The following is a 23,798-nucleotide window of genomic DNA, read 5'->3' as shown; positions in this document are numbered from 1 at the left end:
CATGCCGACGGAATTTCGTCGCGGCGTTGCGTCCAACGCACGCCTCATCCAACCGGGGGATATCCAGCGGGTGCGCGACTCCGGCGTTCAGTCGACGTGGTCGTATCGCTCGACCTGGCAGGCCTCGGTCCCCGGCTGCGTCGCGCACACCGAATACGCATGCGGCGGCGCGCTCGCGCAGCCGGCGAGCAGCAACGCGACGAACGCCAGGAGAAGCTTCGGCCGCACGCTCATTCCGCCTGCGCGATCACCAGCAGCACCGAGGCCGGCGTCTTCCCCACCGACGTGATCTTGTGCGGGATGCCCGCGTTGAAATGCGCCGTGTCGCCGGCCGACAGGGTTTCGGTACGGCTCGCTAGCTGCAGCGTGATGCGGCCCTTGAGCACATGGAGGATCTCCTCGCCCTCGTGGTGGCTCATCGGGTGGTTGCGCACCGGCTCGTCGGTCGGGTGCAGCACGAAGGCCACCATGCGGTGGCCCGGCAGCGAGCCCGACACCAGCCGCGCCGCGCCGCCCGCGATCGCCGGCTGCTGGCGATGGATGACCACCGGGTCCTCCTCGGACGACTCGGCGAACAGCTCCTCGACCTGCACGCCCAGCGCCTTCGACAGCTTGAGCGCCGCGCCCACCGAGGGCGTGGACACGCCGCGCTCGAGCTTGGACACGTAGCTCTTGGTCAGTCCGGTGGCCTGCGCCAACCCTTCCAGCGTGAGCCCGGTCTGGACCCGCAACAACTTCAACTTGATGGACATGACTTTTCTTTAGGACACTTGTGTCCTAAAATGGATTTGTTTCTCGAACCCGATCGCACACGCAACGCGGCCGATCCCGCGCCGCACAGGAGTATGGTATGTCCGCACGTTCGCCGTTCCGCCGCTGGATCGCCCCTGTCCTCGCCCTGACGCTGGCCTGCGTCGGCGCGGCAGCCCAGGCCCAGCCCTACCCCGCCAAGCCGATCCGGCTCGTGATCCCGTTCGGCGCCGGCGGCATCACCGACATGGCCGGCCGGCTCATCGGCCAGGCGCTCGGCGAGGAACTCAAGCAGCAGGTGGTGATCGACAACCGTCCCGGCGCGGGCGGCTCGATCGCCGCGCAGGCCGTGGCGCAGGCACAGCCCGACGGCTACACGCTGCTGCTCGGCACGGTCGGCACGCAGGTGGTCAACAAGATGATCTATGCGCGGCTCGGCTACGACCCGGCGGCGCTCACGCCCGTTTCGCTGGTGAGCAACTCGCCCTATGTGCTCGCGGTCGCGGGCCTCGATGGCGTGAAGGACCTGCCCGCGCTGGCGGCCTATGCGAAGAAGAATCCCGGCACGCTGAACTTCGGCTCGGCCGGCAACGGCAGCTCGCCGCACCTCGGTCTCGAACTGTTCAAGCTCGCGACGCACAGCGACATCCTCCACGTGCCGTTCAAGAGCGGCGCCGAGGCGGTGAACGCCGCGCTCGGCGGCCAGGTCCAGATCGTGATCGACGCGATTCCCGTGATCCAGCCGCAGGCCAAGGCCGGCAAGCTGCGCATGCTCGCGATCGCCGCCGACCACCGCAACCCCGCCGTGCCCGACCTGCCCACCAGCAAGGAACAGGGCCTGGGCGAATTCCAGATCGGCTCGTGGAATGCGCTGCTGGCACCGCCCGGCACGCCGCCGGCCCAGGTCGCGCTGGTCGACGAGGCGCTGGCGCGCGCGCTCAAGCGCCCTGCCCTGGTGGCGCGCCTGGCCGAGCTCGGCATCGAGCCGCTGCCCACGGGCGCCGCCGCCTACGGCAAGCACCTGCGCGCCGAGACCGAGAAGTGGACGCGCGTGGTGCGCGCCGCGGGCACCAAGGTCGACTGATGGCCATGAAGCTCCACGACACCTTGCGCTCGGGCAATGCCTGGAAGGTGCGGCTGATGGCGGGCCTGCTCGGCGTGCCGCTCGAGCGGCACACGCGCTCGATCGACCGCGGCGACCTGCGCCGGCCCGACTTCCTCGCGATCGCGCCGCTCGCGCAGGTGCCGGTGCTCGAGCTCGACGACGGCCACTGCATCGCCGAATCGATGGCGATCCTCCACTTCCTCGCGCAGGGCTCGCCGTGGTGGCCCGCCGAGCCGCTCGCGCAGGCACGCGTGCTGACCTGGCTGTCCTTCGAGCAGGAGCGCCACATGAAGCCGCTCGCGAAGCTGCGCCTGCACCTGGCGCTGCACCGCGACCGCGATCCCGCGAGCCCCGAATTCCGCGCCTACCGGCACGAGGCCCTGGCCGCGCTCGCGCTGCTCGAGGCCCGGCTCGAACGGCAGGGCCCCGACGGCTGGGTCGCCACCGACACGCATCCGAGCATCGCCGACGTGGCGCTGTACCCTTACACGCGACTCGCGCCCATGGGCGGCATCGAGCTGCAGGGCTTCGCGGCGATCCGCGCCTGGCTCGCGCGCATCGAGGACCTCGACGGCTATCAGGCACTTTTTCCCGCGCATCCCGAGAAGACCTTCTCGACCAGCGAAACCCCTTAAGGAGATCCCCCATGGCACTGCAAGACACCTTCGAACTCGCGAAGGAAGAACTCGTCGCCCAATCCATCGTCCAGATGGACCAGCACTTCGCCGAGAGCCCCTACACGCCGCGGCAGAAGCTCGCGCTGACCTGCCGCATCCTGTTCGACAACGGGCACGACTCGGGTCTCGCGGGCCAGATCACGGCGCGCACCGGCAAACCCGGCGAATACCTCACGCAGCGCCTGGGCCTGGGCTTCGACGAGATCGCCGAGGACAACCTGCTGACGGTCGACGAGGACCTCCACGTGCTCGACGGCGCGGGCATGCCCAATCCCGCGAACCGCTTCCACTCGTGGGTGTATCGCGCGCGGCCCGACGTCAACTGCATCATCCACACCCATGCGCTGCATGCCTCGGCGCTCGGCATGCTCGAGGAGCCGCTGAAGATCAGCCACATGGACAACTGCGTGCTCTACGACGACGTGGCCTTCGTCGGCGAATGGCCCGGCGTGCCCGTGGGCAACGAGGAGGGCGAGTTCATCTCGGCCGCGCTCGGCCAGAAGCGCGCGCTGCTGCTGTCGCACCACGGCCTGCTGGTGGCGGCCACCAGCATCGAGGAAGCCTGCGTGCTGTCGATCGCCTTCGAGCGCGCCGCCAGGATGCACCTGCTGGCCGCCGCGGCCGGCACCATCCGGCCGATCGACCACCGCCTCGCGAAGGAAGCGCACGACTGGATCGTGCGGCCGCGCCGCAACACGGTGGCCTTCGAGTACTACGCACGCCGTTCGCTCAAGGACCCGCGCAACGCGGACTGCCTGCGCGCGGCCTGAGTTCCATCGCCCTTTGACAAGGAGTCCCTCGCCATGCGATGCATCGCGCTGCAGCACCTGGCCTTCGAGGACCTCGGCCTGTTCGCGCCGGTCCTGCGGGAGGCCGGCTGGACCATCGATTACCGGCAGGCCGGCGTCTCGCCGCTCGAGCCCGCGGAATGGCGCGAGGCCGACCTGGTCGTCGTGCTCGGCGGCCCGATCGCCGCCTACGACACCGGCCTCTATCCCTTCCTGCACGACGAGATCGCGGGCCTGCGCGCGCGGCTCGCGCTGCGCCGGCCCACGCTGGGCCTGTGCCTCGGCGCGCAGCTGATGGCCAGCGCGCTCGGTGCGCGCGTGTACCCGTCGGGCAATAAGGAGATCGACTGGGCACCGGTCGCGCTGAGCACGGCCGGCCAGGCATCGTGCCTCGCGCCGCTGGCCAACGTGCCGGTGCTGCACTGGCATGGCGACACCTTCGAGCTGCCCGAGGGCGCCGAGCTGCTTGCGAGCACGCCACTCACGCCGCACCAGGCCTTCAGCCATGGCCGCCACGCGCTCGCCTTGCAGTTCCATCCCGAGGCCGATCCCGCGCGCATCGAACCCTGGCTCATCGGCCATGCGTGCGAACTCGCGCAGGCTGGCATCGACATTCCGGCGCTGCGCGCGCAAAGCGCCGCGCAGGGCAATGCGCCGCAAGCGAGCGCCGCGGCGATGCTGCGCGCCTGGCTGGGCCAGCTCGAATGACGCTGGCACCGGTGCGCATCGACGCGTTGCTCGTGGGCCCCGTCGCGCCGCTGGCCGATGGCCGCACGCAAAGCGGCATCGTCAAGTCGCCGAGCGACGATGCGCTGTGGCTCTCGGCCACCGGCCTCGCGGGCGACGCGCAGGCCGACCTGCGCATCCATGGCGGTCCCGAGAAAGCCGTGCACCACTATCCGCGCGAGCACTACGCCACGTGGGCCGCATGGAGCCGCCGCCATGACCTGCTGGCCGCGCCCGGCGCTTTCGGCGAGAACCTCTCGACCGTGGGCTGGGACGAAGCCAGCGTCTGCATCGGCGACGTGCTGCAACTCGGCGAGGCACTGGTGCAGGTGTCGCAGGGCCGCCAGCCCTGCTGGAAGCTCGACGTGCGCTTCGGCGAACCGGGCATGGCGCGCGAGATGCAGGACAGCGGCCGCACCGGCTGGTACTACCGCGTGCTGCAACCTGGCGCGGTGCAATGCGGTGCATCCATCGCGCTGATCGAGCGGCCGCATCCCGAATGGCCGCTGTCGCGCCTGATCGCCCTGCTGTTCGCGCGCGACGAGCGTTTCGCGCCCGATTGGGAACGCGCGGCCGAACTGCCGGCGCTCGCCGAACGCTGGCGCGCCACCTTCCGGCGGCGCGCGGCCTCGCGGCAGGTCGAGGACTGGACACCGCGCCTGTGCGTGCCGAATGCGGACCCGCGCTGATGCAAGGCGGGAATACCCGCAGCCCGTGGACAGCCGACTGACAGCGCCGTCCGCGAACATGTGACATCGACCGCGGGAGACACCCGCGCACAGGAGACACATGCCCTTCCCGACATTCCGGCCGGCTTCCGCCGCCATCGCCGCGTGCATCGCGCTGGCCGCCTGCACGACCGCACCCACACCCACCTCTTTCACGCCCGTCGCGCGTGCCGTGCCGCCCACCGACTGCAAGGCCTGGGTCGGCACCGACCGCAACGCCGAGCTGCCCGGCTACACCCTGCGCCAGGCCGACGGCACCTCGCGCTGCGTGCCCCTGCTGCTCACGGCCGCCCACGCGCCCGCTGGTTACGCGGGCGACTTCCACGTGCAGGAGTTCACCGACGCCAAGCTCAAGGAACGCTGGGCCGCGTGCAAGAGCGATGCGGCCTGCTTCAAGCGCATCAACGACCAGATGCAGCGCTGGCTGCCGCCGAACAAGGAGCGCGCGACGCGCGTCACCGGCATGGTCGATCCGGTCGGCAAGATCGATTCCGACGGGCAGGTGAACCTGCGCGACATCCGCAAGCCGGGCTTCTTCGCGAAAGCGCCCTACAACGAAGCCGTGGCCGAGGCGAACGGCCGCACGCACGTGGTCGAGTTCACCGTGCCGCGCGATCCGCTCGAGCGCCTCAAGCTGAACATGCAGGGCGACATCAAGCTGCGCGGCTGGTACGTGGAAGGCGCGGGCGTCGACGACGGGCGCGGCGGCCGCACGCGCGCGCTGGTGATCATGAGCCCGGGCGGCGGCGGCCAGCTCACGGCCATCGACCATCCCGACGAGGTGTCGGTGCGCGTCGATCCCGCCACGCGCCGCGCGACTTCGGTGCGCTTCCCCAACGCGACCACCGAAGGCCCCGGCATGCGCTTCTGGCGCGACCACCTGCATGCGCTGAACCGCGCGGGCTTCGACGTGCTGGCCTACGACCGGCGCGGCGAAGGCCTATCGGGCGGCTTCAGCGACACCAACACGCTCGAGCAGAGCGAGGACATCTTCCGCGTGCTCGAGCAGATGGACAGCGGGCGCGGCCTGCGCGTGCTGATGGCCTCGGGCCAGGAGCTCGAGGGCGCGCCGGCGGCCGGCAAGCTGATGGCCGGCATGAAGTCGCGCGAGATTCCGCTGCTGCTGCTGGGCTACTCGCGCGGCTCGATGACCACCGGCTGGGCCATGACCAAGAACTACGCCGGCGGCTGCAGCTACGACATGCCGACGGTGCAGTGCAGCGCGCCCAAGGGCTACGCCAACATCAAGGGCGCGATCCTCTACGCCTCGTTCGTGAGCGGCGCGGGCTACCTGCCCGAGGCCCCGGACCTCGCGGACCGCAACCTCTTCCTCGGCGGCATGGCGGCCGACAACTACGTCGCCTTCTACCCCAACTCGGCGGTGCTCGCGAACATGCCGAAGTGGCCCGCCGTGTTCTTCGCCAAGGGTCTGTGGGACCGCGCCGAAAGCCTCGAGGGCACGGTCGCGGCCTACGACCGCGTGCGCGGGCTCAAGGACATCGTCGTCTCGCGCGGCCCGCACTCGATGGAGACCTGGCCCCGGCAGGAACTCGATCGCGTGCGCGGCCGGATGGTCGCGTTCGCGACGGCGGCAGTGCAGGGCCGCACCGCGCTGCCGCAGGCGCAACAATGGACCGACCTCAAGGGCCTCGTCGCAACCACGCCGGACGTGTGGGAGATGTCGTCGAAGCCGCGCTAGCAGCGGTTCATTCGGGCCGGCGCCGCGCGCCGATGCGGCGCGAATCGGCGAGCACGTTGGCCTGGTCGACCAGCAGCGCCGACTGCTCGTAGGTCGAGCTGGCGATCGTGGCATAGAGGATGTCGGCGATCACCAGCTGCGCGATGCGGCCGGTCAGCGAGTCGGCCGAGAAGGCGGTGCGCTTGGCCGCGTAGGCGAGCACGGCATCGCAGTGCTCCGCGAGCGGCGACTGCGGCGCATGCGTGAGCCCGATGGTGCCGGCGCCGCCGAGCCGCGCGCGCCGCACCGCGGCCACCACCGGCTCGGTGCGCCCGGTATGGCTCACGCCGATCGCCACGTCGTCCGCCGACAGCGTGGAGGACGAGATCGCCATGATGTCGACGTCCGAATGCGCGGTGATCGGAATGCCCAGACGCAGCAGCTTGTGGCGGATGTCGAGCGCCACGGCCGCGCTGCCGCCCACGCCGTAGACATCGACGCGCCGCGCCTTCGCGATCGCATTGGCCGCGCGCTGCAGCGCCCGCAGGTCGAGCGTGGTGCAAGTGTCGTTGAGGCTCGCGACCGTGCCGGCGATCACCTTGTCGCGGATCTCCTCGGAGGCGTCGGTGGACTTCAGTTGCCCCACCGCGCGCTGATGGGCCACGGCCTGGTCGCGCGCGAACAGCACGCGAAATTCCGAGAAGCCGAGGTAGCCGACCGCCTGACACAGGCGCGTGACCGTCGCGTCGCTGACGCCGGCCGCCTGCGCGAGTTCGGTGATGGTCATGTGCAGCAGCTGCTCGGGGTGCTGCAGGATGAAGTCGCACAGCTTCTGTCCCGCGGGCGTCAGCGAGCCGTAGACGCCCTCGAGCCGCAGCTGCACGTGCGAACGCGGCACGCCGCTCGATGCATTCGCCGCGTCGTCAGGCGCCGGTGCGGGATGATCGGCAGTGCCGTTCTCGTGGTCCTGCGCGGTGGCGCGCGGGGGTCTCCTTCGGTCGTTCATCGCTGCATCCTAAGACCTCGGCGCCAAGGGATTTCCCTGAGCGTTTTCGGGCACGCCAACGCTTCCTGAAAACGCCTGCGTGCCCTCGGAAAATGGGTTTCTTCCGAAGCCGATTTCTGAAAAGAATTTACTTCTTTGTGCTTCACTTTCGCTGTGCTTTACTCCACGCCCATTCTTGGAGACAGAGACACAGACATGGAAATCGGATTCGTTGGACTCGGCAGGATGGGTGGCGCGATGGTTCATCGCCTGCATGCGGCAGGCCACCGGGTCCTGGCCCACGACGGCCAGGCCGCCGCGCAGGATGCGGCACGCGCCAAGGGGATCGCGGTCGCGGCCGACCTGCCCGCGCTGGTCGCGCAGCTGAAGGCACCGCGCGTGGTGTGGCTGATGACGCCACCGGGCCAGGGCACCTGCGCGCTGATCGAGACGCTCGGCGCGATGCTCGCCGAGGGCGACACCATCGTCGACGGCGGCAACTCCGACTTCCGCGACACGCGCCGCCTCGCGGCCGCGCTGCGCGAGCGCGGCGTGACGTTGGTCGACGCGGGCGTGAGCGGCGGCACGCAGGGCGCGCGCGACGGCTGCGGATTGCTGGTCGGCGCGGAGCCCGCGCTGTTCGAGCGGCTGGTGCCCGTCTTCGAGGCGCTGGCCGCGCCGGGCGCCTATGCACGCGTCGGCGGCAGCGGCGCGGGCCACTTCGCGAAGGCGGTGCACAACGGCGTGGAGTACGCGCTGATGCAGGCCTATGGCGAAGGCTACGAGCTGCTGATGGCCTCCGACATGCAGGTCGACATCAATGCGACGCTGCACGCCTACCAGGGCGGCTGCTCGATCCGCTCGCACCTGCTCGAGAAGCTGTGCCATGCGCTCGACGCAGATCCCGCACTGCCCGGCATCAAGGGCCACGTGGCCGACTCCGGCATGGGCCGCTGGACGCTCGAGGAAGCGATCCGCCTGCGCGTGCCCACGCCGACGATCTCGGCCGCGCTGCAGGCGCGCTTCCGCTCGCAGCAGGAGGACTCGCCCACGATGAAGAGCATCGCGGCGCTGCGCCGCGAGATCGGCGGCCATGCGGTCGTGAAGGCGGCCGCATGAACGGGCTGTCGTCCGCCGCCGCGCTGCGCGCGCGCTATGCCGCGGTGATCGAAGAACACCGGCAGGTGCTCGATGCGCTCGACGACGCGCAGCTCGGCGCGCTGGCCACGGCCGTGCTCGGCGCCCGGCGCGTCTTCTTCAGCGGCCAGGGCCGCTCGGGCAACATGGTGCGCGCGCTCGCCATCCGGCTGATGCACATCGGCGTGCAGGTGCACGTGGCCGGCGAGCCGACCGCGCCCGCGATCGGCGCGGGCGACCTGCTGGTGGCGGTGTCGGCCTCGGCCAGAACCAAGGCCACGCTCGAGCACATCGCCGTCGCGCGCAAGGCCGGCGCCGCCGTGGCGCTCGTCACCACGGTGCGCCAGCCGCCCGAGGGCGCCGACACCGTGCTGTGCCTGCCCGTGCGCCACGGCGTCGGCACGGTGCAGCATGCGGGCTCGCTGTTCGAGCAGGCCATCCTGCTGCTGGGCGACGCGCTGGCCTGGCACGTGCAGCAGCGGCTCGGCGTGGCCGACGCGCAGCTCGATGCGCGCCACGCCAACCTGCAGTGAACGGCGGCACGACATGGCAGGCGTGACACTGAAGAACGTCGTCAAGCGATTCGGGAACACCCAGGTCGTCGACGACCTCTCGCTGCGCATCGAGGAAAAGGAATTCGCCGTGCTGGTGGGCTCCTCGGGCTGCGGCAAGACCACGGCGCTGCGCATGATCGCGGGCCTGGAGAGCGTGACCTCGGGCGACATCTACATCGGCGACACGCGCGTGAACGACATGCCGCCGAAGGACCGCGACATCGCGATGGTGTTCCAGAGCTATGCGCTCTATCCGCACCTGAACATCCGCGACAACATCAGCTTCGGCCTGAAGATCCGGCAGATGCCGAAGAAGGAGATCGACCAGCGCGTCGAAGAGGCGGCCGACGTGCTCGGCCTGGGCGAGATGCTCGAGCGCAAGCCAAAGGAGCTCTCGGGCGGCCAGCGGCAGCGCGTCGCGCTGGGCCGCGCCATCGTGCGCAAGCCCCGGCTCTTCCTGTTCGACGAGCCGCTGTCGAACCTCGACGCCAAGCTGCGCGTGGCCATGCGCGCGGAGATCAGCAAGCTGCATCGCCGCCTGGGCACCACGATCATCTACGTCACGCACGACCAGGTCGAGGCCATGACGATGGCCGACCGCATCTTCATCATGAACAAGGGCGTGCTGCAGCAGAGCGGCACGCCGATGGAGGTGTATTCGCGCCCGGCCAACCGGCTGGTGGCGGGCTTCATCGGCTCGCCGGCGATGAACTTCCTCGAGGCGAAGCTGCAACCCGCCGACGGCCGCCTGTACGTCGAGGCGCCGGGCCTGCGGCTCGCGCTGCCCGAACGCCTGGCGCAGCCGCTGCAGGCGCACGCGGGGCGCGACGTCGTCTTCGGCCTGCGGCCCGAGGACATCTCGCTCGCGCGCGCCGACGCGCCGTTCGACCCGGCCACGGGCTTCGAGGCCCAGGCCGAGGTCGTGGAGACGCTGGGCTCGGAGATCTTCGCCTACCTGCGCTGCAGCGCGCACTCGATCGTCGCGCGCATGGAGACGCCCGACACGCCGCTGCGCGTGGGCGATGTGCTGCGGCTCAAGGTGAAGATGGAGAAATCGCACCTGTTCGACCCGGCCACCGCGCTCGCGATCGGCTGACGCACCCGAGCGCCATTCCAAAAAAGGCGCCCCTTTCCACTGGAGACACCATGAACAAGACCCTCAAGACCACATTGCTCGCCGCGCTCGCGCTCGGCATCGGCGGCCCGGCCCTGGCGCAGACCAAGGAGATCCGCGTGCTGCTCGCCAACCATCCCTACGGCGAGCTGCTCAAAGCCGCGATCCCCGAATTCGAGAAGCAGAGCGGCATCAAGGTCAACGCCGAGAGCCTGCAGGAGAGCCAGCTCTCGACCAAGCTCACGACCGAGTTCGCGACCAAGTCCTCGTCGGTCGACGTGTTCATGACCCGGCCGCTGCAGGAAGGCAAGCTGTTCGCGAAGAACAACTGGTTCGAGCCGCTCGCGGGCTACGACTTCGCCGACTACCCGGCCACCGCGATGAGCGTGTCGACCTACGGCGGCAAGCCGAGCATCGTGCCGCTGGTGACCGAATGGCAGGTGCTGTTCTATCGCAAGGACCTGCTGGCCGCCGCGGGCCTCAAGGTGCCGACCAACTTCGACGAGCTCGCCGCCGCCGCGCAGAAGCTCAACTCCGACAGCGTGGCCGGCCTCGCGGCGCGCGGCAAGGGTGCGGCCGCGGTCACGCAGCTTTCGAGCTACGTCTACAACCACGGCGGCCAGTACCTCGACAAGGGCGTGGCGGCCTTCGATTCCAAGGGCGCGGTCGATGCGATCCGCTACTACGGCAAGGTGGTCGGCAGCTACGGTCCGAAGGGCGTGACCTCGATGTCGTGGGAGAACATCATGCCGCTGTTCCAGGCCGGCCGCGTCGCGATGTGGACCGATGCCTCGGTGTTCTACGGCCAGCTCGTCGATCCCGCGAAGACCTCCATCGGCGCCGACAAGATCGGTATCGCCAACTTCCCGGCCGGACCGGTCACCAACTCGCCGTTCTACGTGACGGCCTGGGGCATGTCGATCGCGAGCCAGTCGAAGAAGAAGGACCTCGCGAAGACCTTCCTCGACTGGGCCACCGGCAAGGACCTGGCGACGCGCGCCATGCTCGCCAACATCACCATGGCGCGCTCCTCGGTGTGGGAGGACAAGGCGGTGCTCGCCAAGGTCAACCCGGGCCTGGTCGAGACGCGCACCTTCGCGGCGAAGAACGGCTACCCGGCCGACAAGCCCTTCATGAGCGCCGTGGGCGAGGCGCGCGACCTGATCGGCGAAGTCATCATCGAGTCGATCAACTCGAAAGGCACCTCGACCAAGATCGAGGCGATGGCCAAGGACCGCGCGGCCAAGGTGAACGACCTGCTGCGCGACACCGGCGAGTACGGCAAGTGAGCGGGGCCACCGGGGCGGCGGCACCCCGGCATCGCCGATCGAACCCAGTCCCGATGGAGGCCGCATGATCCACTCCACCCGCGCCGAGCGCCACCTGCACTGGATCTTTCCGCTGCCGGCGGTGCTCTTCGTCGCGCTGCTGATGGTGTTCCCGGTGCTCTACACCACCTGGCTGAGCTTCACCAACTGGACGCTCACCTCGGGCATGCCGCCTTCTTTCTCGGGCGTGAACAGCTACGTGCGCGTGCTCACCGAGCCGCGCTTCCTGCATGCGCTGTGGCGCACCGTCGCCTTCACTGTGCTCGCGGTGGGCATCGAGGGCGTGCTCGGCGTGGCGGCGGCGCTGCTGCTCAACCGCGCCTTCGTCGGCCGCGCGCTCGCCAAGCTGTTCCTGCTGCTGCCGCTGGTCGCCACGCCGGTCGCGGTGGGCATCGTGTTCAACCTGTTCTACGACCCGACCATCGGCCTGGCCAACTACGTGCTGCAGGCGCTCGGCCTGCCCACGGGTTCGTGGGTGTCGCATGCCGACACCGTGCTGATCTCGCTGGTGCTGGTCGACGTCTGGCAATGGACACCGATGATCACGCTGATCGTGCTCGCGGGCCTGGCCTCGCTGTCCGACGAACCGGTGGAGGCGGCGCGCATCGACGGCGCCAGCGAGTGGCAGATCATCCGGCTCGTGACCCTGCCGATGGTGATGCCGGTGATCCTCACCGCGCTGATCCTGCGGCTGATCGACGCGCTGAAGACCTTCGACATCATCTTCGCGATGACCGGCGGCGGGCCCGGCTACGCCTCCGAGACCCTGAACATCATGGGCTTCAAGTACAGCTTCGAATACTTCCGCATGGGCCAGGCGGCCGTGGTCCTGGTGGTACTGTTCCTCGTGGTCTTCGCCTGCAGCCTCGCGATCACGCGGCTGCGCAAGCTGAGCGAGAACGCATGAGCACACCGTCGAACCGTTCCCTGCTGCCGCGCGTGCTGTTCTACCTGGCGGTGATCGCCATGGTGCTGATCGTGCTGTTTCCCTTCGCCTGGATGCTGGCCTCCTCGTTCAAGACGCAGGTGGACATCGTGGCCTGGCCGCCCAAGCTGGTGTTCAGCCCGACCCTGCAGAACTACCGCAAGGTGTTCGGCGAGCAGGACTTCGTCAAGTACTTCATCAACTCCACCACGGTGGCGCTGCTGGCCGTCGGGTTCTCGCTGCTGCTGGGGCTGCCGGCCGCCTATTCGATCGCGCGCTTCACGCAGCGCCGGCTCGCGATGTTCATCCTGCTGGCGCGGCTGATGCCGGGCATCTCGTTCCTGATGCCCTGGTACATCATCTTCTCGCGCCTCAACCTGATGGACAGCTACACCGCGCTGGTGCTGAGCCACATGCTGATCGCGCTGCCGATCGTGGTGTGGATCATGGCGAGCTACTTCGAGGCGCTGCCGCGCGACCTGGAGGAATCGGCGATGGTGGACGGCGCTTCGCGCCAGTACGCCTTCTTCAAGATCATCCTGCCGCTGTCGGGGCCGGGCGTGATCACCGCCACCACGCTGGCCTTCATCTTCTCGTGGAACAACTTCATGTTCTCGCAGGTGCTCAGCATGGAGAAGACCAAGACCCTGCCGATCGCCGTGTTCAATTTCCTCTCGTACGCCGAGATCGACTGGGGCGGCGTGATGGCGGCCTCGGTCGCGATCATGGCGCCGGCGCTGGTCCTCACGATGATCTTCCAGCGCTATGTGGTGAAGGGGCTGACCATGGGTGCCGTGAAGGGCTGAACTGCGTCCCCCGATGAAGAGCACCGCCACCGTCCTGTCGATCGACATCGGCACCTCCTCCACGCGCGCCGCGCTGTTCGACCTCGCGGGCATGCCCCATGGGCCGGCCTCGCAGCGTGCCAACCTGCTGCGCACCGATGCCGCTGGCATGGCCGAGATCGATCCCGAGGCGCTGGCGCGCGGCGTGATCGAAACCATCGACCAGGTGCTGAAGGCCTCGCCCGACACGCGCATCCTCGGCGTGGGAATCAGCTGCTTCTGGCACAGCCTGCTCGGCCTCGATGCGCACGGCGCGCCGACCACGGCGGTGCTGAGCTGGGCCGACCGCCGCGCGGGCGCCATCGCGGCCGGCCAGCGCGAGCCCGGCCATCGCGCCGCCGCGCTGCGCCCCGACACCGGCTGCCCCGTGCATTCGAGCTACTGGACCGCCAAGCTGCCGTGGCTGCGGCAGTCGCGCCCCGTGGCCTGGGCCGCCACCGCGCATTGGGTGTCGGCGGCCGACCACCTGCTGGCGCGCTTCTTCGGCGATCTCGCCACCTCGGTCTCGATGGCCTCGGGCACCGGCCTGTTCGACCTGTGGACGCTCGGCTGGCATCCCGAGGCCCTCGCGGTCGCGGGCGTGCCCGCGTCGATGCTGCCGCCGGTGACCGACCAGCCGCGCACGCAGCTCGTTTCCGAGTTCGCGCAACGCTGGCCGCGGCTGCAGGGCGTGCCCTGGTTCCCCGTCACCGGCGACGGCGCCTGTTCGAACATCGGTGTCGGCGGCATCGACCGCGACACCCTGGTGCTGATGCTCGGCACCAGCGGCTCGATGCGCGTGGTGTGGGACGCGCACGAGGCGCGCCTCGACGATCCGGGCCTCTGGTGCTATCGCGTCGATGCGCGCCGGCTCGCGGGCGGCATGGCCATGTCAGAGGGCGGCGCCTCGGCTGCGTGGACGCGCGGCCTGTTCGAAGGCGCCGTGCCGGACCTCGATGCCCAGGTGGCCGCGATGGCCCCCGATTCGCACGGCCTCGCGGTGCTTCCCTATGTGCTGGGCGCGCGCAGCCCCGACTGGATCGACGGCCGCACCGCCTGCATCGCGGGCATCACAGCCGCCACGAGCGGCGCCCAGATCCATCGCGCCATGCTCGAGAGCGTCGGCCTGCGCTTCGCCGGCCTGAAGCAGCAGCTCGAAGCGCGCATGCGGCCCGCGCGACGCATCGTCGTCACGGGCGGTGCACTCTCGCGCTCGGCCACCTGGCGCCAGATCGTCGCCGACTGCATCGGGCAGGACGTGCAGGTGTCGGCGATCGACGAGGCCTCGCTGCGCGGGGCTGCGCTGCTCGCGCTGGAAAGCCTTGGCGTCGGCGGGCTGGCGGACTTCGCTTTCGAGTTCACCGAGCATGTGCGCTTCGATGCGGCGGCGCACGAGACCTATCTCGGGGCGCTGGAGCGGCAGCTTCGCTTCGATGCGGCGATGAAGGGCGCGGGGTCCTAACTTTCTGGCACGACCACAGCCGACCTTCTCAGCGGAGAGCGTGTGCGGCGGAATGCGCGAAAGCGGCGCCTCATTTCCAACCATCACCGATCCGCTTTTTTGCTTATCGGTCTGGATTTCCATTTAAAAACTGCCTGCAATCCAGGTTTTCACATACCAGCGGCCAGCTGCCCGCGGCCATCACCGAACCGATATGGGCCAGGCGGGCCTGCACGAGCGCGGCATCGACGGGATCGTGCAGCGGCCACATGTTGAGCGTCTCGCATCGACCAGCACCAGGTCGGCCTGCTTGCCCGGCATCATGGTGCCGATGCGGGCCGACTGCGTCAGCTCGTCGCGCAGCGATAGCTGCTCGCCGCGTTCAGATCGCCGGACCCGTTGTACTTCGGCCAGCTCGGATAGATGCAAAGAGGCCGGCTGCGACCAGCCGTCGCGGGGTTCGCGTCGGTTGCCACCAGTTCCCCCGGCGCCTTGCCCTGCTCCACCCAGGCCTCCAGTGCGTCCAGCACCGGCACGCCGCCGGTCGCATTGAAGTGCCCGGTGCCATGGCCGTATCCCGGCACCTGGTAGAAGCGCAGGAACGCGTCGACCTGCGGCCGGCCCAGCTTCAGCAGCAGCGCGTTGTAGTAGTCGACCGAGCCCTGGAAGGGGATCAGCGGATCGGAGGTGCCGTGCACCAGCAGCCACTTGCCGCCGCGCGCGACGAAGGGCTCGATGTTGGTGCTCGTGGCGTCCATGACCCCGGACAGTTCCTGAATGCGTGGCAGGTAGCTTCCCGGTGACGCGCCATCGAGGCCGATCGACAGACCCAGAGGGTCCATCAACACCGCGTTGCGGATGAAGGCGTCGGGCAACGCCCCCAGGCTGCCCAGCACCAGCGGATTCGGCGGAACCGGAAAGGTCGCGGCCGCACCGAGCACCGAAGCGTAATCCGTGGACGGCAGGAAGCCGGGATTGCTGGTCGCGCCGTTCTTGAACGCATAGGAGAACTTGGTGCGCGATTGCAGCGTGTCGACGGTCTTGATCTGGGCATCGGACAGGCAGTCGTCTCCCGTATCCGCCCCGCCCTTGCAGCGCAGGCTCTGCGGCTTGAACGTGCATGCGGCGACGTTGCCGACGATGCCGTCGACGGCGCCATCGAGCGCATCGCAGGCCGTGAGTTCGGCCGTGCGCAGAGTCTGCAGTTTCTTCGGACTGAGGAAGCCGACGCCGCCATTGCCCCACAACGCACGCGTGCCGACCTGGATGGTCATCATCTGCGGCATGTAGGCATAGGCCGGAAAGTACGTGACCACGCCGTCGTAGTCGGAAGGCCATTTCTGCATCACCTGCATGCCTTCGTGACCGCCCTTCGAGCCGCCCATGAAATAGGTCCTGGCCGGTGCCTTCCCGTAGCGCAGGCCGATCAGCTTCATCGCCACGTCGCGCGTCTTCTTCAAGGCGTCGCCGGCGTAGTTCCGGAGCATCTCGCTGTTCGATGCGAAGGCGGTATAGAAGGGATCGGTCGGCGGTGCCTGATGCCCCGAGTCGTCGGCGAAGATGGCGTATCCGCGCTGCAGCGGACTCGCGCCCGATGTCAGCGGCGTGGTCACGAGATCCGGGACCACGCCGTCGAATCCGCCGCCACCGAAGTGCATCGCGTTGCCGTTCCAGTTCGTGGGGAGCACGAGGGCGAACACGATGTCCTGCGCCCCTTCGGAGACGGAAGCGATGCGGCCCTTGAGCATGCAATGCTCGCCCGTCTGCCCGGAGCTCGGCACGAGGGCCGCTTCGGTGACCGTTGCGCCCTGGGTCGGCAGTCCGATCACGGCACTGTCCACCATGGCACCCCGCAGTGCCGCGCATGCCGTGCCTGCCGAAGGCGGTGGTGGCGGCTGCGTCGTGGCGAGCGCCGACGGATCGATCTGGATGGCGCCACCACCCCCTCCACCGCCGCCGCACGCTTGAAGAAGAAGCAGGACAGCCAGCAATGGCACGACGCGTCGTTTCTTGAATCCCCGCATGGATCTTTGTCTCCGTTGAAGTTGTTGATGCGACCTTGGACCTCGTCGCAACCGGCGCCTTCCACTTGCAAGGCAGTTGCGAAAAATCCGCGGATGCTACGGGGCGGTTTCGCGTCTAGCGATTGCGAAAGGCCGCATCCGCATGGCAAAAACAATCATGTGGCGCGCGGCGCGCAAGCCGATGGAATCGGCGCGGGGATGTGCCGCCCTGCGCGTGAGCGGCGACTTCGCCTCACGAGGCGATGAAGAACGCGGAGCCTGCTAAGCCCCTCGCGCAGCCTTGCCCGCCGCCTTCGGCACGAACAGCATCTTCTCGACCTGCGCCAGCAGCCGCTTCGCGAAATCGGCATCGAGCTCGGCATGCTCGAAGAGCAGGCGATACCAGACCGGCCCGAACAGCAGGTCGAGCACGATGTCGTGGTCGACATCGGCCGCGATCTCGCCGCGCTCCTGCGCCTTGCGCAGCAGGCGCAGGCCCGACTCGCGGCGCGGCAGCACCACCTTGTCGCGCAGCAAGGTGGCGGTGGCCTGGTCGTACTGCGCCTCGGCCACGAGCGAGCTGAGGATGGTGCGCCATTCGCGGTCCTGCACGCGCTCGACCGTCGACACGAGGTAGCGGCGCAGCTCGCTCTTGAGCGAGGCCGCGTCCTCCACGATGGCCGTGTCGGGCAGGCCCTCCATGTAGAGCTCGATCAGCAACGCCCCCTTGCTCGGCCAGCGGCGGTAGATCGAGGTCTTCGAGACGCCGGCCAGCGCCGCGACCTGTTCCATCGCGAAGCGCGCATAGCCATGCACGCGCAGCACCTCGCGCGCGGCTTCGAGGATGGCGTCGTGCGTCTGCTGCCGGCGGCGCCGGGCGCGCGGTCCCTGTTCCACGGGCTCGGAACTCTGGTCGGGGGTGTCCTGCATGGTCATGGCGCGATTCTGACATTCCGATGGCTGTTGACATACGGTACGTACCGTTCTAAAGTTTTAGATACGGTGCGTACCGTTTACTGGAGTCAATCATGCCGCCTCGGGCCCTCCGCCGCTTCGCCGGCCTTCTCGCCCTCGTGCTTTGCTGTTCCGCGCACGCCGTTGCGTTCAAGTGGGCGTCCCAGGACGACGCCGCGACCATGGACCCGGATGCCTTCAACCACGGGCCGACCATGACCGTGCTCGGCCACATCTACGAGGGGCTGGTGCGGCGCGACCGCGAGCAGCGCATCGAGCCCGCGCTCGCGCAGTCGTGGACCCAGCCGGCACCGACCGTCTGGCGCTTCCGGCTGCGCGAGGGCGTGCGCTTCCACGACGGCAGCCTGCTGACGGCGGAGGACGTGGTGTTCTCGCTCCAGCGCGCGATGACGCCCGAATCGGACATGAAGGTATTCGCCGCCTCGATCGCCGACGTGAAGGCGGTGGACGCCACGACCGTCGACGTCGTCACCGAATTCCCCAACGCGGCGCTGCTGCAATCGCTGCCCGAGCTCAAGGTGATGTCCAAGGCCTGGGCCGAGAAGAACGGCGCGCTGCGCCCGGCCGACATGCGGCAGAAGAGCGAGAACTTCGCGACCCGCAACGCCAACGGCACCGGCCCCTTCAAGCTCTCGGTGCGCGAACCCGACGTGCGCACGGTGCTGGTGGCGCACACGGGCTGGTGGGACAAGCCCGTCAGCAACATCACCGAGGCGACGATGGTGAAGATCTCCTCGGCCGCCACCCGCGTGGCGGCGCTGCTGTCGGGCGAGCTCGACTTCGCCTACCCGATCCCGCTGCAGGACATCCCGCGCGTCGAGGCCTCGACCGGCTACAAGGTGCTGCAGGGGCCCGAGATCCGCAACCTGTTCCTCTCGATGGACCAGGCCAGCCCCGAGCTGCGCTACGCGAGCGTCAAGGGCAGGAATCCCTTCGCCGATCGCCGCGTGCGGCTGGCGATCTACCAGGCGATCGACATCGAGGCGATCCGCAAGCGCATCCTGCGCGACTCGGCCGTGCCCACCGGCATCCTCGTGCCGCGCGGCGTGAACTCGGTCGACGCCGCCATGGTGGCGCGGCCCTTCCCCTACGACCTCGCGGCCGCGAAGAAGCTGCTCGCCGAGGCCGGCTATCCGAGCGGCTTCGAGGTCACGCTCGACTGCACCAACGACCGCTACGTCAACGACGAGCAGGTCTGCACCGCGATCGCCGGCATGCTCTCGCGCATCGGCGTGAAGGTGGCGGTCAACGCACTGCCGGGCGCGCGCTTCTTCACCAAGGTGGGCGCGGGCGACTCGAGCTTCAATTTCTTCGGCTACACGCCTGTCAACCTCGACGCCTACAACACCCTCAACGTGATGATGGCAACGCGCGACGGCAAGGCCGGCCAGTGGAACGTCGGGCGCTACAGCAATCCCGAGGTCGACCGGCTGATCGGCCAGGTGCTGACCGAAATGGACCCGCAGGCGCGCACGCGGCTGGTCACGCAGGCGATGACCCTGCACCGCAACGACGTGGGCCACATCCCGCTCTATCAGCAGGGCCTGGCCTGGGGCATGCGCAAGAACGTCGACGCGGCACTGCAGAGCGACAACCGCGTCAACCTGCGCTTCATCAACGTCCGGTAGGCCCGATGCTCGCGTTCTTCATCCGCCGACTGCTGGCGGCCGTCGGGGTGCTGGCCACCGTCGCGTTCATCGCCTTCGGCCTGTTCAAGCACGTGGGCGACCCGGTCACGCAGATGCTGGGGCCCGATGCCAGCGATGCCGACCGCGCGCGTGTGCGCCAGGAGCTGCGGCTGGACGACCCCTTCGTGATGCAGTTCGCGCGCTTCTCGGCGCGGCTCGCGCAAGGCGACCTCGGCGTGTCGCTGCGCCAGGGCCGGCCGGTGCGCGAACTGCTGGCCGAGCGCCTGCCGGCCACGCTCGAGCTCAGCCTGGTCGCCGCCGTGGTCTCGGTGGTGGCCGGCCTGTTCCTGGGCGTCGCGTGCGCGGTGCGCCCGCGGAGCTGGTTCGCGCGCGGGACCATGGCGCTGTCGCTGATCGGCGCTTCGCTGCCCACCTTCCTGATCGGCATCCTGCTGATCCTGGTCTTCTCCGTCACGCTCGGCCTGCTGCCCTCCTACGGCCGCGGCGAGGTGGTGGCCATCGGCTGGTGGAAGAGCGGGCTGCTCACGCGCGACGGCTGGCTGCACCTCGCGATGCCGGCCGTCACGCTCGCGCTGTTCCAGCTCGCCCTGATCGTGCGGCTCGCGCGCGCCGAGATGATGGAGGTGCTGCGCGCCGACTACATCCGCTTCGCCCGCGCGCGCGGCATCCGCGAGCGCGCGATCCTCTACCGCCATGCGCTGCGCAACGCGCTGGTGCCGGTCGTGACGATCGTGGGGCTGCAGCTGGGCGCGGTCATCGCCTTCGCCGTGGTCACCGAAACCGTCTTCCAGTGGCCCGGCCTCGGCGCCCTGTTCGTCGATGCGATCGGCTTCGCCGACACGCCCGTCATCGCCGCGTACCTGTGCTTCGTCGCGGCCATGTACGTGTGCATCAACCTGGTCGTGGACATCCTCTATGTCGCGATCGATCCCCGTCTAGAGACAGCCTGAAAGCGGCCCGCATGAATCCCACGCCTCCCCTGGCGCGCACCGTCGAAGCGGTGCGCGCGTTCCACGACGACCTGACGCGGCTGCGGCAGGACCTCCACGCGCATCCCGAACTCGGCTTCGAGGAGGAACGCACCGCCGCGCGCATCGCCGCCTTCCTGCAGGCGCTCGGCATCGAGGTGCACCGCCATGTGGGCCGCACCGGCGTGGTCGGCGTGCTGTACGGGCGCTCCACGGCCAGCGGCCGCAGCATCGGCCTGCGGGCCGACATGGACGCGCTGCCGATCCAGGAACTCGGCGATCCGGCCTACCGCTCGTGCATCCCGGGCCGCATGCACGGCTGCGGGCACGACGGGCACTGCGCGATCCTGCTGGGCGCCGCGAAGTACCTGGCGCAGACCCGCGACTTCGACGGCACCGTCTACTTCTTCTTCCAGCCGGGCGAGGAAGGACATGCCGGCGCGCGCGAGATGATCCGCGACGGCCTGTTCGAGCGCTTCCCCGCGCAGCAGGTGTTCGCGCTGCACAACTGGCCCTCGCTGCCCGCGGGCACCATCGCGCTGAACCCCGGGCCGATGATGGCGGCGATCGACCGCTTCTCGATCCGCGTGCAGGGTCGCGGCGGGCACGGCGCCCATCCGCAGCAGGCCATCGATCCGATCCTCGTGGCCTCCGGGATCGTCTCGGCGGTGCACACCATCGTGAGCCGCAACGTCAATCCGGTCGATGCGGCGGTCATCAGCTTCCAGTCCTTCCAGTCCGGCGCGCCCGAAGCCCTGTCGGTCATTCCGGACCACGCGCAGCTGCACGGCATGGTCAAGTGGTTCAAGCCCGAGGTGCAGGCCGTGCTGCGCGAACGCCTGATCGAGACCGCGCAGCGCGTGGCACTGGCCTTCGGCGCCCAGGCCGAGGTGCACTACGAGGAGCTCTACCCACCGACCATCAACCACCCCGAGGCGGCCGAAGCGCTCGCGCGCGTCGCCTGCCGGGTGGTCGGCGAGGCCCACGTGGTCCGCGACATGGAGCCCAGCATGGGATCGGAGGATTTCGCCTTCATGCTGCAGCAGCGGCCGGGCGCCTACTTCCGGCTCGGCCAGGGCATGACCGACGGCCGCTTCCTGCATCACCCGCGCTACGACTTCAACGACGCCACCATTCCGGTCGGCAGCGGCGTGTTCGCGGCACTCGCCGAGGACCTGCTCGCGCCATGAAACAGCTCTGGACCCGATGGCTCGACAGCGATGTCGGCCACAGCTTTCGCAGCTCGCCGATCGCCATGGCGGCGGCGGTGGTCGCACTCGCCTGCCTGCTGGCGGCCGTCTTCGCGGGCTGGGTGTCGCCGCACGACCCGTTCGACCTGACCCGGCTCGAGCTGCTCGATGCGCGGCTGCCGCCGGCATGGGCACCGGAAGGCAGTGCCAATTACCCGCTGGGCACCGACGACCAGGGACGCGACATGCTCTCGGCCGTGATCCATGGCCTGCGCATCTCGCTGGTCGTGGGCCTGGCCTCGGTCGCGGCCTCCGCCGTGGTCGGCGTCGCGCTCGGATTGCTGGCCGGCTTCGCGGGCGGCTGGGTCGACGCGCTGCTCATGCGCGTGTGCGACGTCATGCTGTCGTTCCCGCCGATCCTCACCGCACTGCTGATCGCCGGGGTGGCGCGCTCGCTGCTGCCGAACGCGCACGCCTCGGTGGCCTTCGCCGTGCTGGTGCTCGCGATCTCGCTGAGCGGCTGGGTGCAATACGCGCGCACCGTGCGCGGCGCCACCCTGTCCGAGCGCCACAAGGAATACGTGCAGGCCGCGCAGGTCACGGGCGTCGCGCCCTTTCGCATCATGCGGCGCCATGTGCTGCCCAACGTGCTCGGGCCGGTGCTGGTGCTCGCGACCATCCAGGTCTCGACCGCCATCGTGACCGAGGCGACCCTATCCTTCCTCGGCGTCGGCGCGCCGCCCACCTCGCCCTCGCTCGGCACCCTGATCCGCGTGGGCAACAACTACCTGTTCTCGGGCGAATGGTGGATCGCGCTCTTCCCCGGCCTGATGCTGATCGCGGTCGCGCTCAGCGTGAACCTGCTGGGCGACTGGCTGCGCGATGCGCTCAACCCGAGGCTGCGATGAGCACGCCAGGAACGGATTCCATGAACATCCTCGACGTCGAAGACCTGGTGGTCGAATTTCCCGGGCGCCACGGCACCCTGCGCGCGCTCGACGCGGTCAGCTTCTCCATCGCACCGGGCGAGATCCTCGGCGTGGTCGGCGAATCGGGCGCCGGCAAGTCGCTCACGGGCGCCTCGATCATCGGCCTGCTCGAGCCGCCCGGACGCATCGCGGGCGGCCGCATCCGGCTGCAGGGCGAGCGCATCGACCAGCTCGATCACGAGGCCATGCGCCACATTCGCGGCCGGCGCATCGGCTCGATCTTCCAGGATCCGCTGACCTCGCTCAATCCGCTGTTCACCGTCGGCCAGCAACTGACCGAGGCCATCCGCACCCATCTGCGGCTCGATGCCCGAAAGGCCCGTGCCCGCGCGATCGCGCTGCTCGACGAGACCGGCATCCCGGCCGCGGCGCAGCGCATCGATCACTTTCCGCACCAGTTCTCGGGCGGCATGCGCCAGCGGGTCGTGATCGCGCTCGCGCTGGCGGCCGAGCCCGTGCTGATCGTGGCCGACGAGCCGACCACCGCGCTCGACGTGTCGGTGCAGGCGCAGATCGTCGCGCTGCTGCAGCGCATCTGCCGCGAGCGCGGGGCCGCCGTGATGCTGATCACCCACGACATGGGCGTGATCGCCGAGGCCTGCGACCGCGTGGCCGTGCTCTATGCCGGCCGCGTGGCCGAGATCGGGCCGGTGCACGACGTGGTGCGGCACGCCGCCCATCCTTACGCAGCCGGACTGATGGCCTCGATTCCCGACATGGACTCGTCACCCGAACGGCTCGCGCAGATCGATGGCGCGATGCCGCGCCTGAACCGCATTCCTCCCGGCTGCGCCTTCCATCCGCGCTGCGGCCAGGCCTTCGCGCGCTGCACGCAGGAACGGCCCGAGCTGATCGCCGCGGGCGCGACGCATGCCGCCTGCTGGCTGCATGCGCGCACCGCGGCAAGCCCTCTCTTTCCCCACCCTTCCCTCGCCCTCCCATGACAGCCCTCGTCCAAGCCCACGACCTCGCGCGCACCTTCGACGTCTCGCCGCCCTGGCTCAACCGCGTGCTCGAGCGCAAGCCGCGCGTGCTGCTGCACGCGGTCGACGGCGTGAGCTTCTCGATCGAGCGCGGCAAGACGCTCGCGCTGGTCGGCGAATCGGGCTGCGGCAAGAGCACGGTCGCACGATTGCTCGTGGGGCTGTACGCGCCCACGCGCGGCGGGTTGCAGTTCGACGGCCAGGACGCGCACGCGGCCTTCAAGACCGCCGAGGGCCGCAAGCTGCGCCGCCGCATCCAGATGATCTTCCAGGACCCCTAC

25 protein-coding genes are annotated in these 23,798 nt (G+C 69.3%); 19 read left to right on the top strand and 6 right to left on the bottom strand.

The window, feature by feature from the left end:
• Positions 1-87: 87 nt before the first annotated feature.
• Both BM109_RS41420 and BM109_RS37770 read right to left on the bottom strand, forming a co-directional pair.
• Positions 88-234: a hypothetical protein gene (locus BM109_RS41420; protein WP_177239568.1), complete on the bottom strand. Its 147-nt coding sequence runs from the start codon at positions 232-234 to the stop codon at positions 88-90.
• Positions 231-752: a helix-turn-helix domain-containing protein gene (locus tag BM109_RS37770; RefSeq protein WP_093354875.1), complete on the bottom strand. Its 522-nt coding sequence runs from the start codon at positions 750-752 to the stop codon at positions 231-233. The genes BM109_RS41420 and BM109_RS37770 overlap by 4 nt, the downstream gene beginning before the upstream one ends.
• 98 nt (positions 753-850) lie before the next feature.
• On the opposite strand from BM109_RS37770, the gene BM109_RS37765 reads away from it, so the two are divergent.
• The 6 genes from BM109_RS37765 to BM109_RS37740 all read left to right on the top strand — a co-directional run bounded on the left by BM109_RS37765 (position 851) and on the right by BM109_RS37740 (position 6,473).
• Positions 851-1,834: a Bug family tripartite tricarboxylate transporter substrate binding protein gene (locus tag BM109_RS37765; RefSeq protein ID WP_093354872.1), complete on the top strand. Its 984-nt coding sequence runs from the start codon at positions 851-853 to the stop codon at positions 1,832-1,834.
• A gap of 5 nt (positions 1,835-1,839) precedes the next feature.
• Positions 1,840-2,490 (top strand): glutathione S-transferase family protein, encoded by a 651-nt coding sequence (locus tag BM109_RS37760; protein ID WP_177239567.1) that lies wholly within the window; start codon positions 1,840-1,842, stop codon positions 2,488-2,490.
• A gap of 17 nt (positions 2,491-2,507) precedes the next feature.
• Complete coding sequence (locus BM109_RS37755) at positions 2,508-3,302, top strand: aldolase (protein ID WP_177239576.1); 795 nt, start codon at positions 2,508-2,510, stop codon at positions 3,300-3,302.
• Positions 3,303-3,335: 33 nt separating this feature from the next.
• Positions 3,336-4,028, top strand: a complete 693-nt coding sequence (locus BM109_RS37750) for a glutamine amidotransferase (RefSeq protein WP_093354865.1) — start codon at positions 3,336-3,338, stop codon at positions 4,026-4,028.
• A complete protein-coding gene (locus tag BM109_RS37745; RefSeq protein ID WP_093354863.1) occupies positions 4,025-4,735 on the top strand; it encodes an MOSC domain-containing protein in 711 nt (236 codons plus the stop codon). The genes BM109_RS37750 and BM109_RS37745 overlap by 4 nt, the downstream gene beginning before the upstream one ends.
• Positions 4,736-4,835: 100 nt before the next feature.
• Positions 4,836-6,473: an alpha/beta fold hydrolase gene (locus tag BM109_RS37740; RefSeq protein WP_093354860.1), complete on the top strand. Its 1,638-nt coding sequence runs from the start codon at positions 4,836-4,838 to the stop codon at positions 6,471-6,473.
• A gap of 7 nt (positions 6,474-6,480) precedes the next feature.
• Here BM109_RS37740 and BM109_RS37735 read toward each other — a convergent pair whose 3' ends face one another.
• The gene (locus tag BM109_RS37735; RefSeq protein WP_093354858.1) at positions 6,481-7,458 is read right to left on the bottom strand and encodes a MurR/RpiR family transcriptional regulator; all 978 of its coding nucleotides are present in this window, start codon (positions 7,456-7,458) and stop codon (positions 6,481-6,483) included.
• 195 nt (positions 7,459-7,653) lie between these two features.
• On the opposite strand from BM109_RS37735, the gene BM109_RS37730 reads away from it, so the two are divergent.
• The 7 genes from BM109_RS37730 (at position 7,654) to BM109_RS37700 (ending at position 14,781) form a co-directional block, all read left to right on the top strand.
• On the top strand, positions 7,654-8,556 hold the full coding sequence (locus tag BM109_RS37730) for an NADP-dependent phosphogluconate dehydrogenase (RefSeq protein WP_093354855.1): 903 nt from the start codon (positions 7,654-7,656) through the stop codon (positions 8,554-8,556).
• Positions 8,553-9,107 carry an SIS domain-containing protein gene (locus BM109_RS37725; protein WP_093354852.1) on the top strand — a complete coding sequence of 185 codons (555 nt, stop codon included), beginning with the start codon at positions 8,553-8,555 and terminating at the stop codon, positions 9,105-9,107. The genes BM109_RS37730 and BM109_RS37725 overlap by 4 nt, the downstream gene beginning before the upstream one ends.
• Before the next feature lie 13 nt (positions 9,108-9,120).
• Positions 9,121-10,224: an ABC transporter ATP-binding protein gene (locus BM109_RS37720; RefSeq protein ID WP_093354850.1), complete on the top strand. Its 1,104-nt coding sequence runs from the start codon at positions 9,121-9,123 to the stop codon at positions 10,222-10,224.
• Positions 10,225-10,274: 50 nt separating this feature from the next.
• The gene (locus BM109_RS37715) at positions 10,275-11,531 is read left to right on the top strand and encodes an ABC transporter substrate-binding protein (protein ID WP_093354847.1); all 1,257 of its coding nucleotides are present in this window, start codon (positions 10,275-10,277) and stop codon (positions 11,529-11,531) included.
• Positions 11,532-11,595: 64 nt separating this feature from the next.
• A complete protein-coding gene (locus BM109_RS37710; protein ID WP_093354845.1) occupies positions 11,596-12,477 on the top strand; it encodes a carbohydrate ABC transporter permease in 882 nt (293 codons plus the stop codon).
• Positions 12,474-13,301, top strand: coding sequence for a carbohydrate ABC transporter permease (locus tag BM109_RS37705; protein ID WP_093354842.1), 828 nt, complete (start codon positions 12,474-12,476; stop codon positions 13,299-13,301). Before BM109_RS37710 ends, BM109_RS37705 begins: the two co-directional genes overlap by 4 nt.
• Positions 13,302-13,314: 13 nt before the next feature.
• The gene (locus BM109_RS37700; RefSeq protein ID WP_093354840.1) at positions 13,315-14,781 is read left to right on the top strand and encodes a gluconokinase; all 1,467 of its coding nucleotides are present in this window, start codon (positions 13,315-13,317) and stop codon (positions 14,779-14,781) included.
• A 103-nt stretch (positions 14,782-14,884) separates the two neighbouring features.
• On the opposite strand, the gene BM109_RS41415 is transcribed toward BM109_RS37700, so the two are convergent.
• The 3 genes from BM109_RS41415 to BM109_RS37690 all read right to left on the bottom strand — a co-directional run bounded on the left by BM109_RS41415 (position 14,885) and on the right by BM109_RS37690 (position 17,699).
• Positions 14,885-15,031, bottom strand: a complete 147-nt coding sequence (locus BM109_RS41415; RefSeq protein WP_177239566.1) for a hypothetical protein — start codon at positions 15,029-15,031, stop codon at positions 14,885-14,887.
• Positions 15,032-15,107: 76 nt separating this feature from the next.
• Positions 15,108-16,784 carry a tannase/feruloyl esterase family alpha/beta hydrolase gene (locus tag BM109_RS37695; RefSeq protein ID WP_093354837.1) on the bottom strand — a complete coding sequence of 559 codons (1,677 nt, stop codon included), beginning with the start codon at positions 16,782-16,784 and terminating at the stop codon, positions 15,108-15,110.
• A gap of 261 nt (positions 16,785-17,045) precedes the next feature.
• Complete coding sequence (locus tag BM109_RS37690) at positions 17,046-17,699, bottom strand: TetR/AcrR family transcriptional regulator (protein ID WP_093354835.1); 654 nt, start codon at positions 17,697-17,699, stop codon at positions 17,046-17,048.
• A gap of 200 nt (positions 17,700-17,899) precedes the next feature.
• Here BM109_RS37690 and BM109_RS37685 point away from each other — a divergent pair, with 200 nt between their 5' ends.
• The 6 genes from BM109_RS37685 to BM109_RS37660 all read left to right on the top strand — a co-directional run.
• Positions 17,900-19,366 carry an ABC transporter substrate-binding protein gene (locus tag BM109_RS37685; protein ID WP_177239565.1) on the top strand — a complete coding sequence of 489 codons (1,467 nt, stop codon included), beginning with the start codon at positions 17,900-17,902 and terminating at the stop codon, positions 19,364-19,366.
• 5 nt (positions 19,367-19,371) lie between these two features.
• Positions 19,372-20,337 (top strand): ABC transporter permease, encoded by a 966-nt coding sequence (locus tag BM109_RS37680; protein WP_093354829.1) that lies wholly within the window; start codon positions 19,372-19,374, stop codon positions 20,335-20,337.
• Between the two features lie 11 nt (positions 20,338-20,348).
• A complete protein-coding gene (locus BM109_RS37675) occupies positions 20,349-21,545 on the top strand; it encodes a M20 aminoacylase family protein (RefSeq protein ID WP_093354827.1) in 1,197 nt (398 codons plus the stop codon).
• Positions 21,542-22,453 (top strand): ABC transporter permease, encoded by a 912-nt coding sequence (locus BM109_RS37670; protein ID WP_093354824.1) that lies wholly within the window; start codon positions 21,542-21,544, stop codon positions 22,451-22,453. The genes BM109_RS37675 and BM109_RS37670 overlap by 4 nt, the downstream gene beginning before the upstream one ends.
• Positions 22,454-22,473: 20 nt before the next feature.
• Entirely contained in the window at positions 22,474-23,478 is a 1,005-nt protein-coding gene (locus BM109_RS37665) for an ABC transporter ATP-binding protein (protein ID WP_093354821.1), read from the top strand.
• The coding region (locus tag BM109_RS37660) for an ATP-binding cassette domain-containing protein (RefSeq protein WP_143129336.1) at positions 23,475-23,798 on the top strand (324 nt) is incomplete at its 3' end. The genes BM109_RS37665 and BM109_RS37660, both read left to right, overlap by 4 nt.

Origin of the sequence: Variovorax sp. PDC80, from assembly GCF_900115375.1 — a bacterium.
Taxonomy (GTDB): Bacteria; Pseudomonadota; Gammaproteobacteria; order Burkholderiales; family Burkholderiaceae_C; genus Variovorax.
Note: the sequence above shows the minus strand (reverse complement) of the source record. Positions and strands in the feature narration are given on the sequence as shown.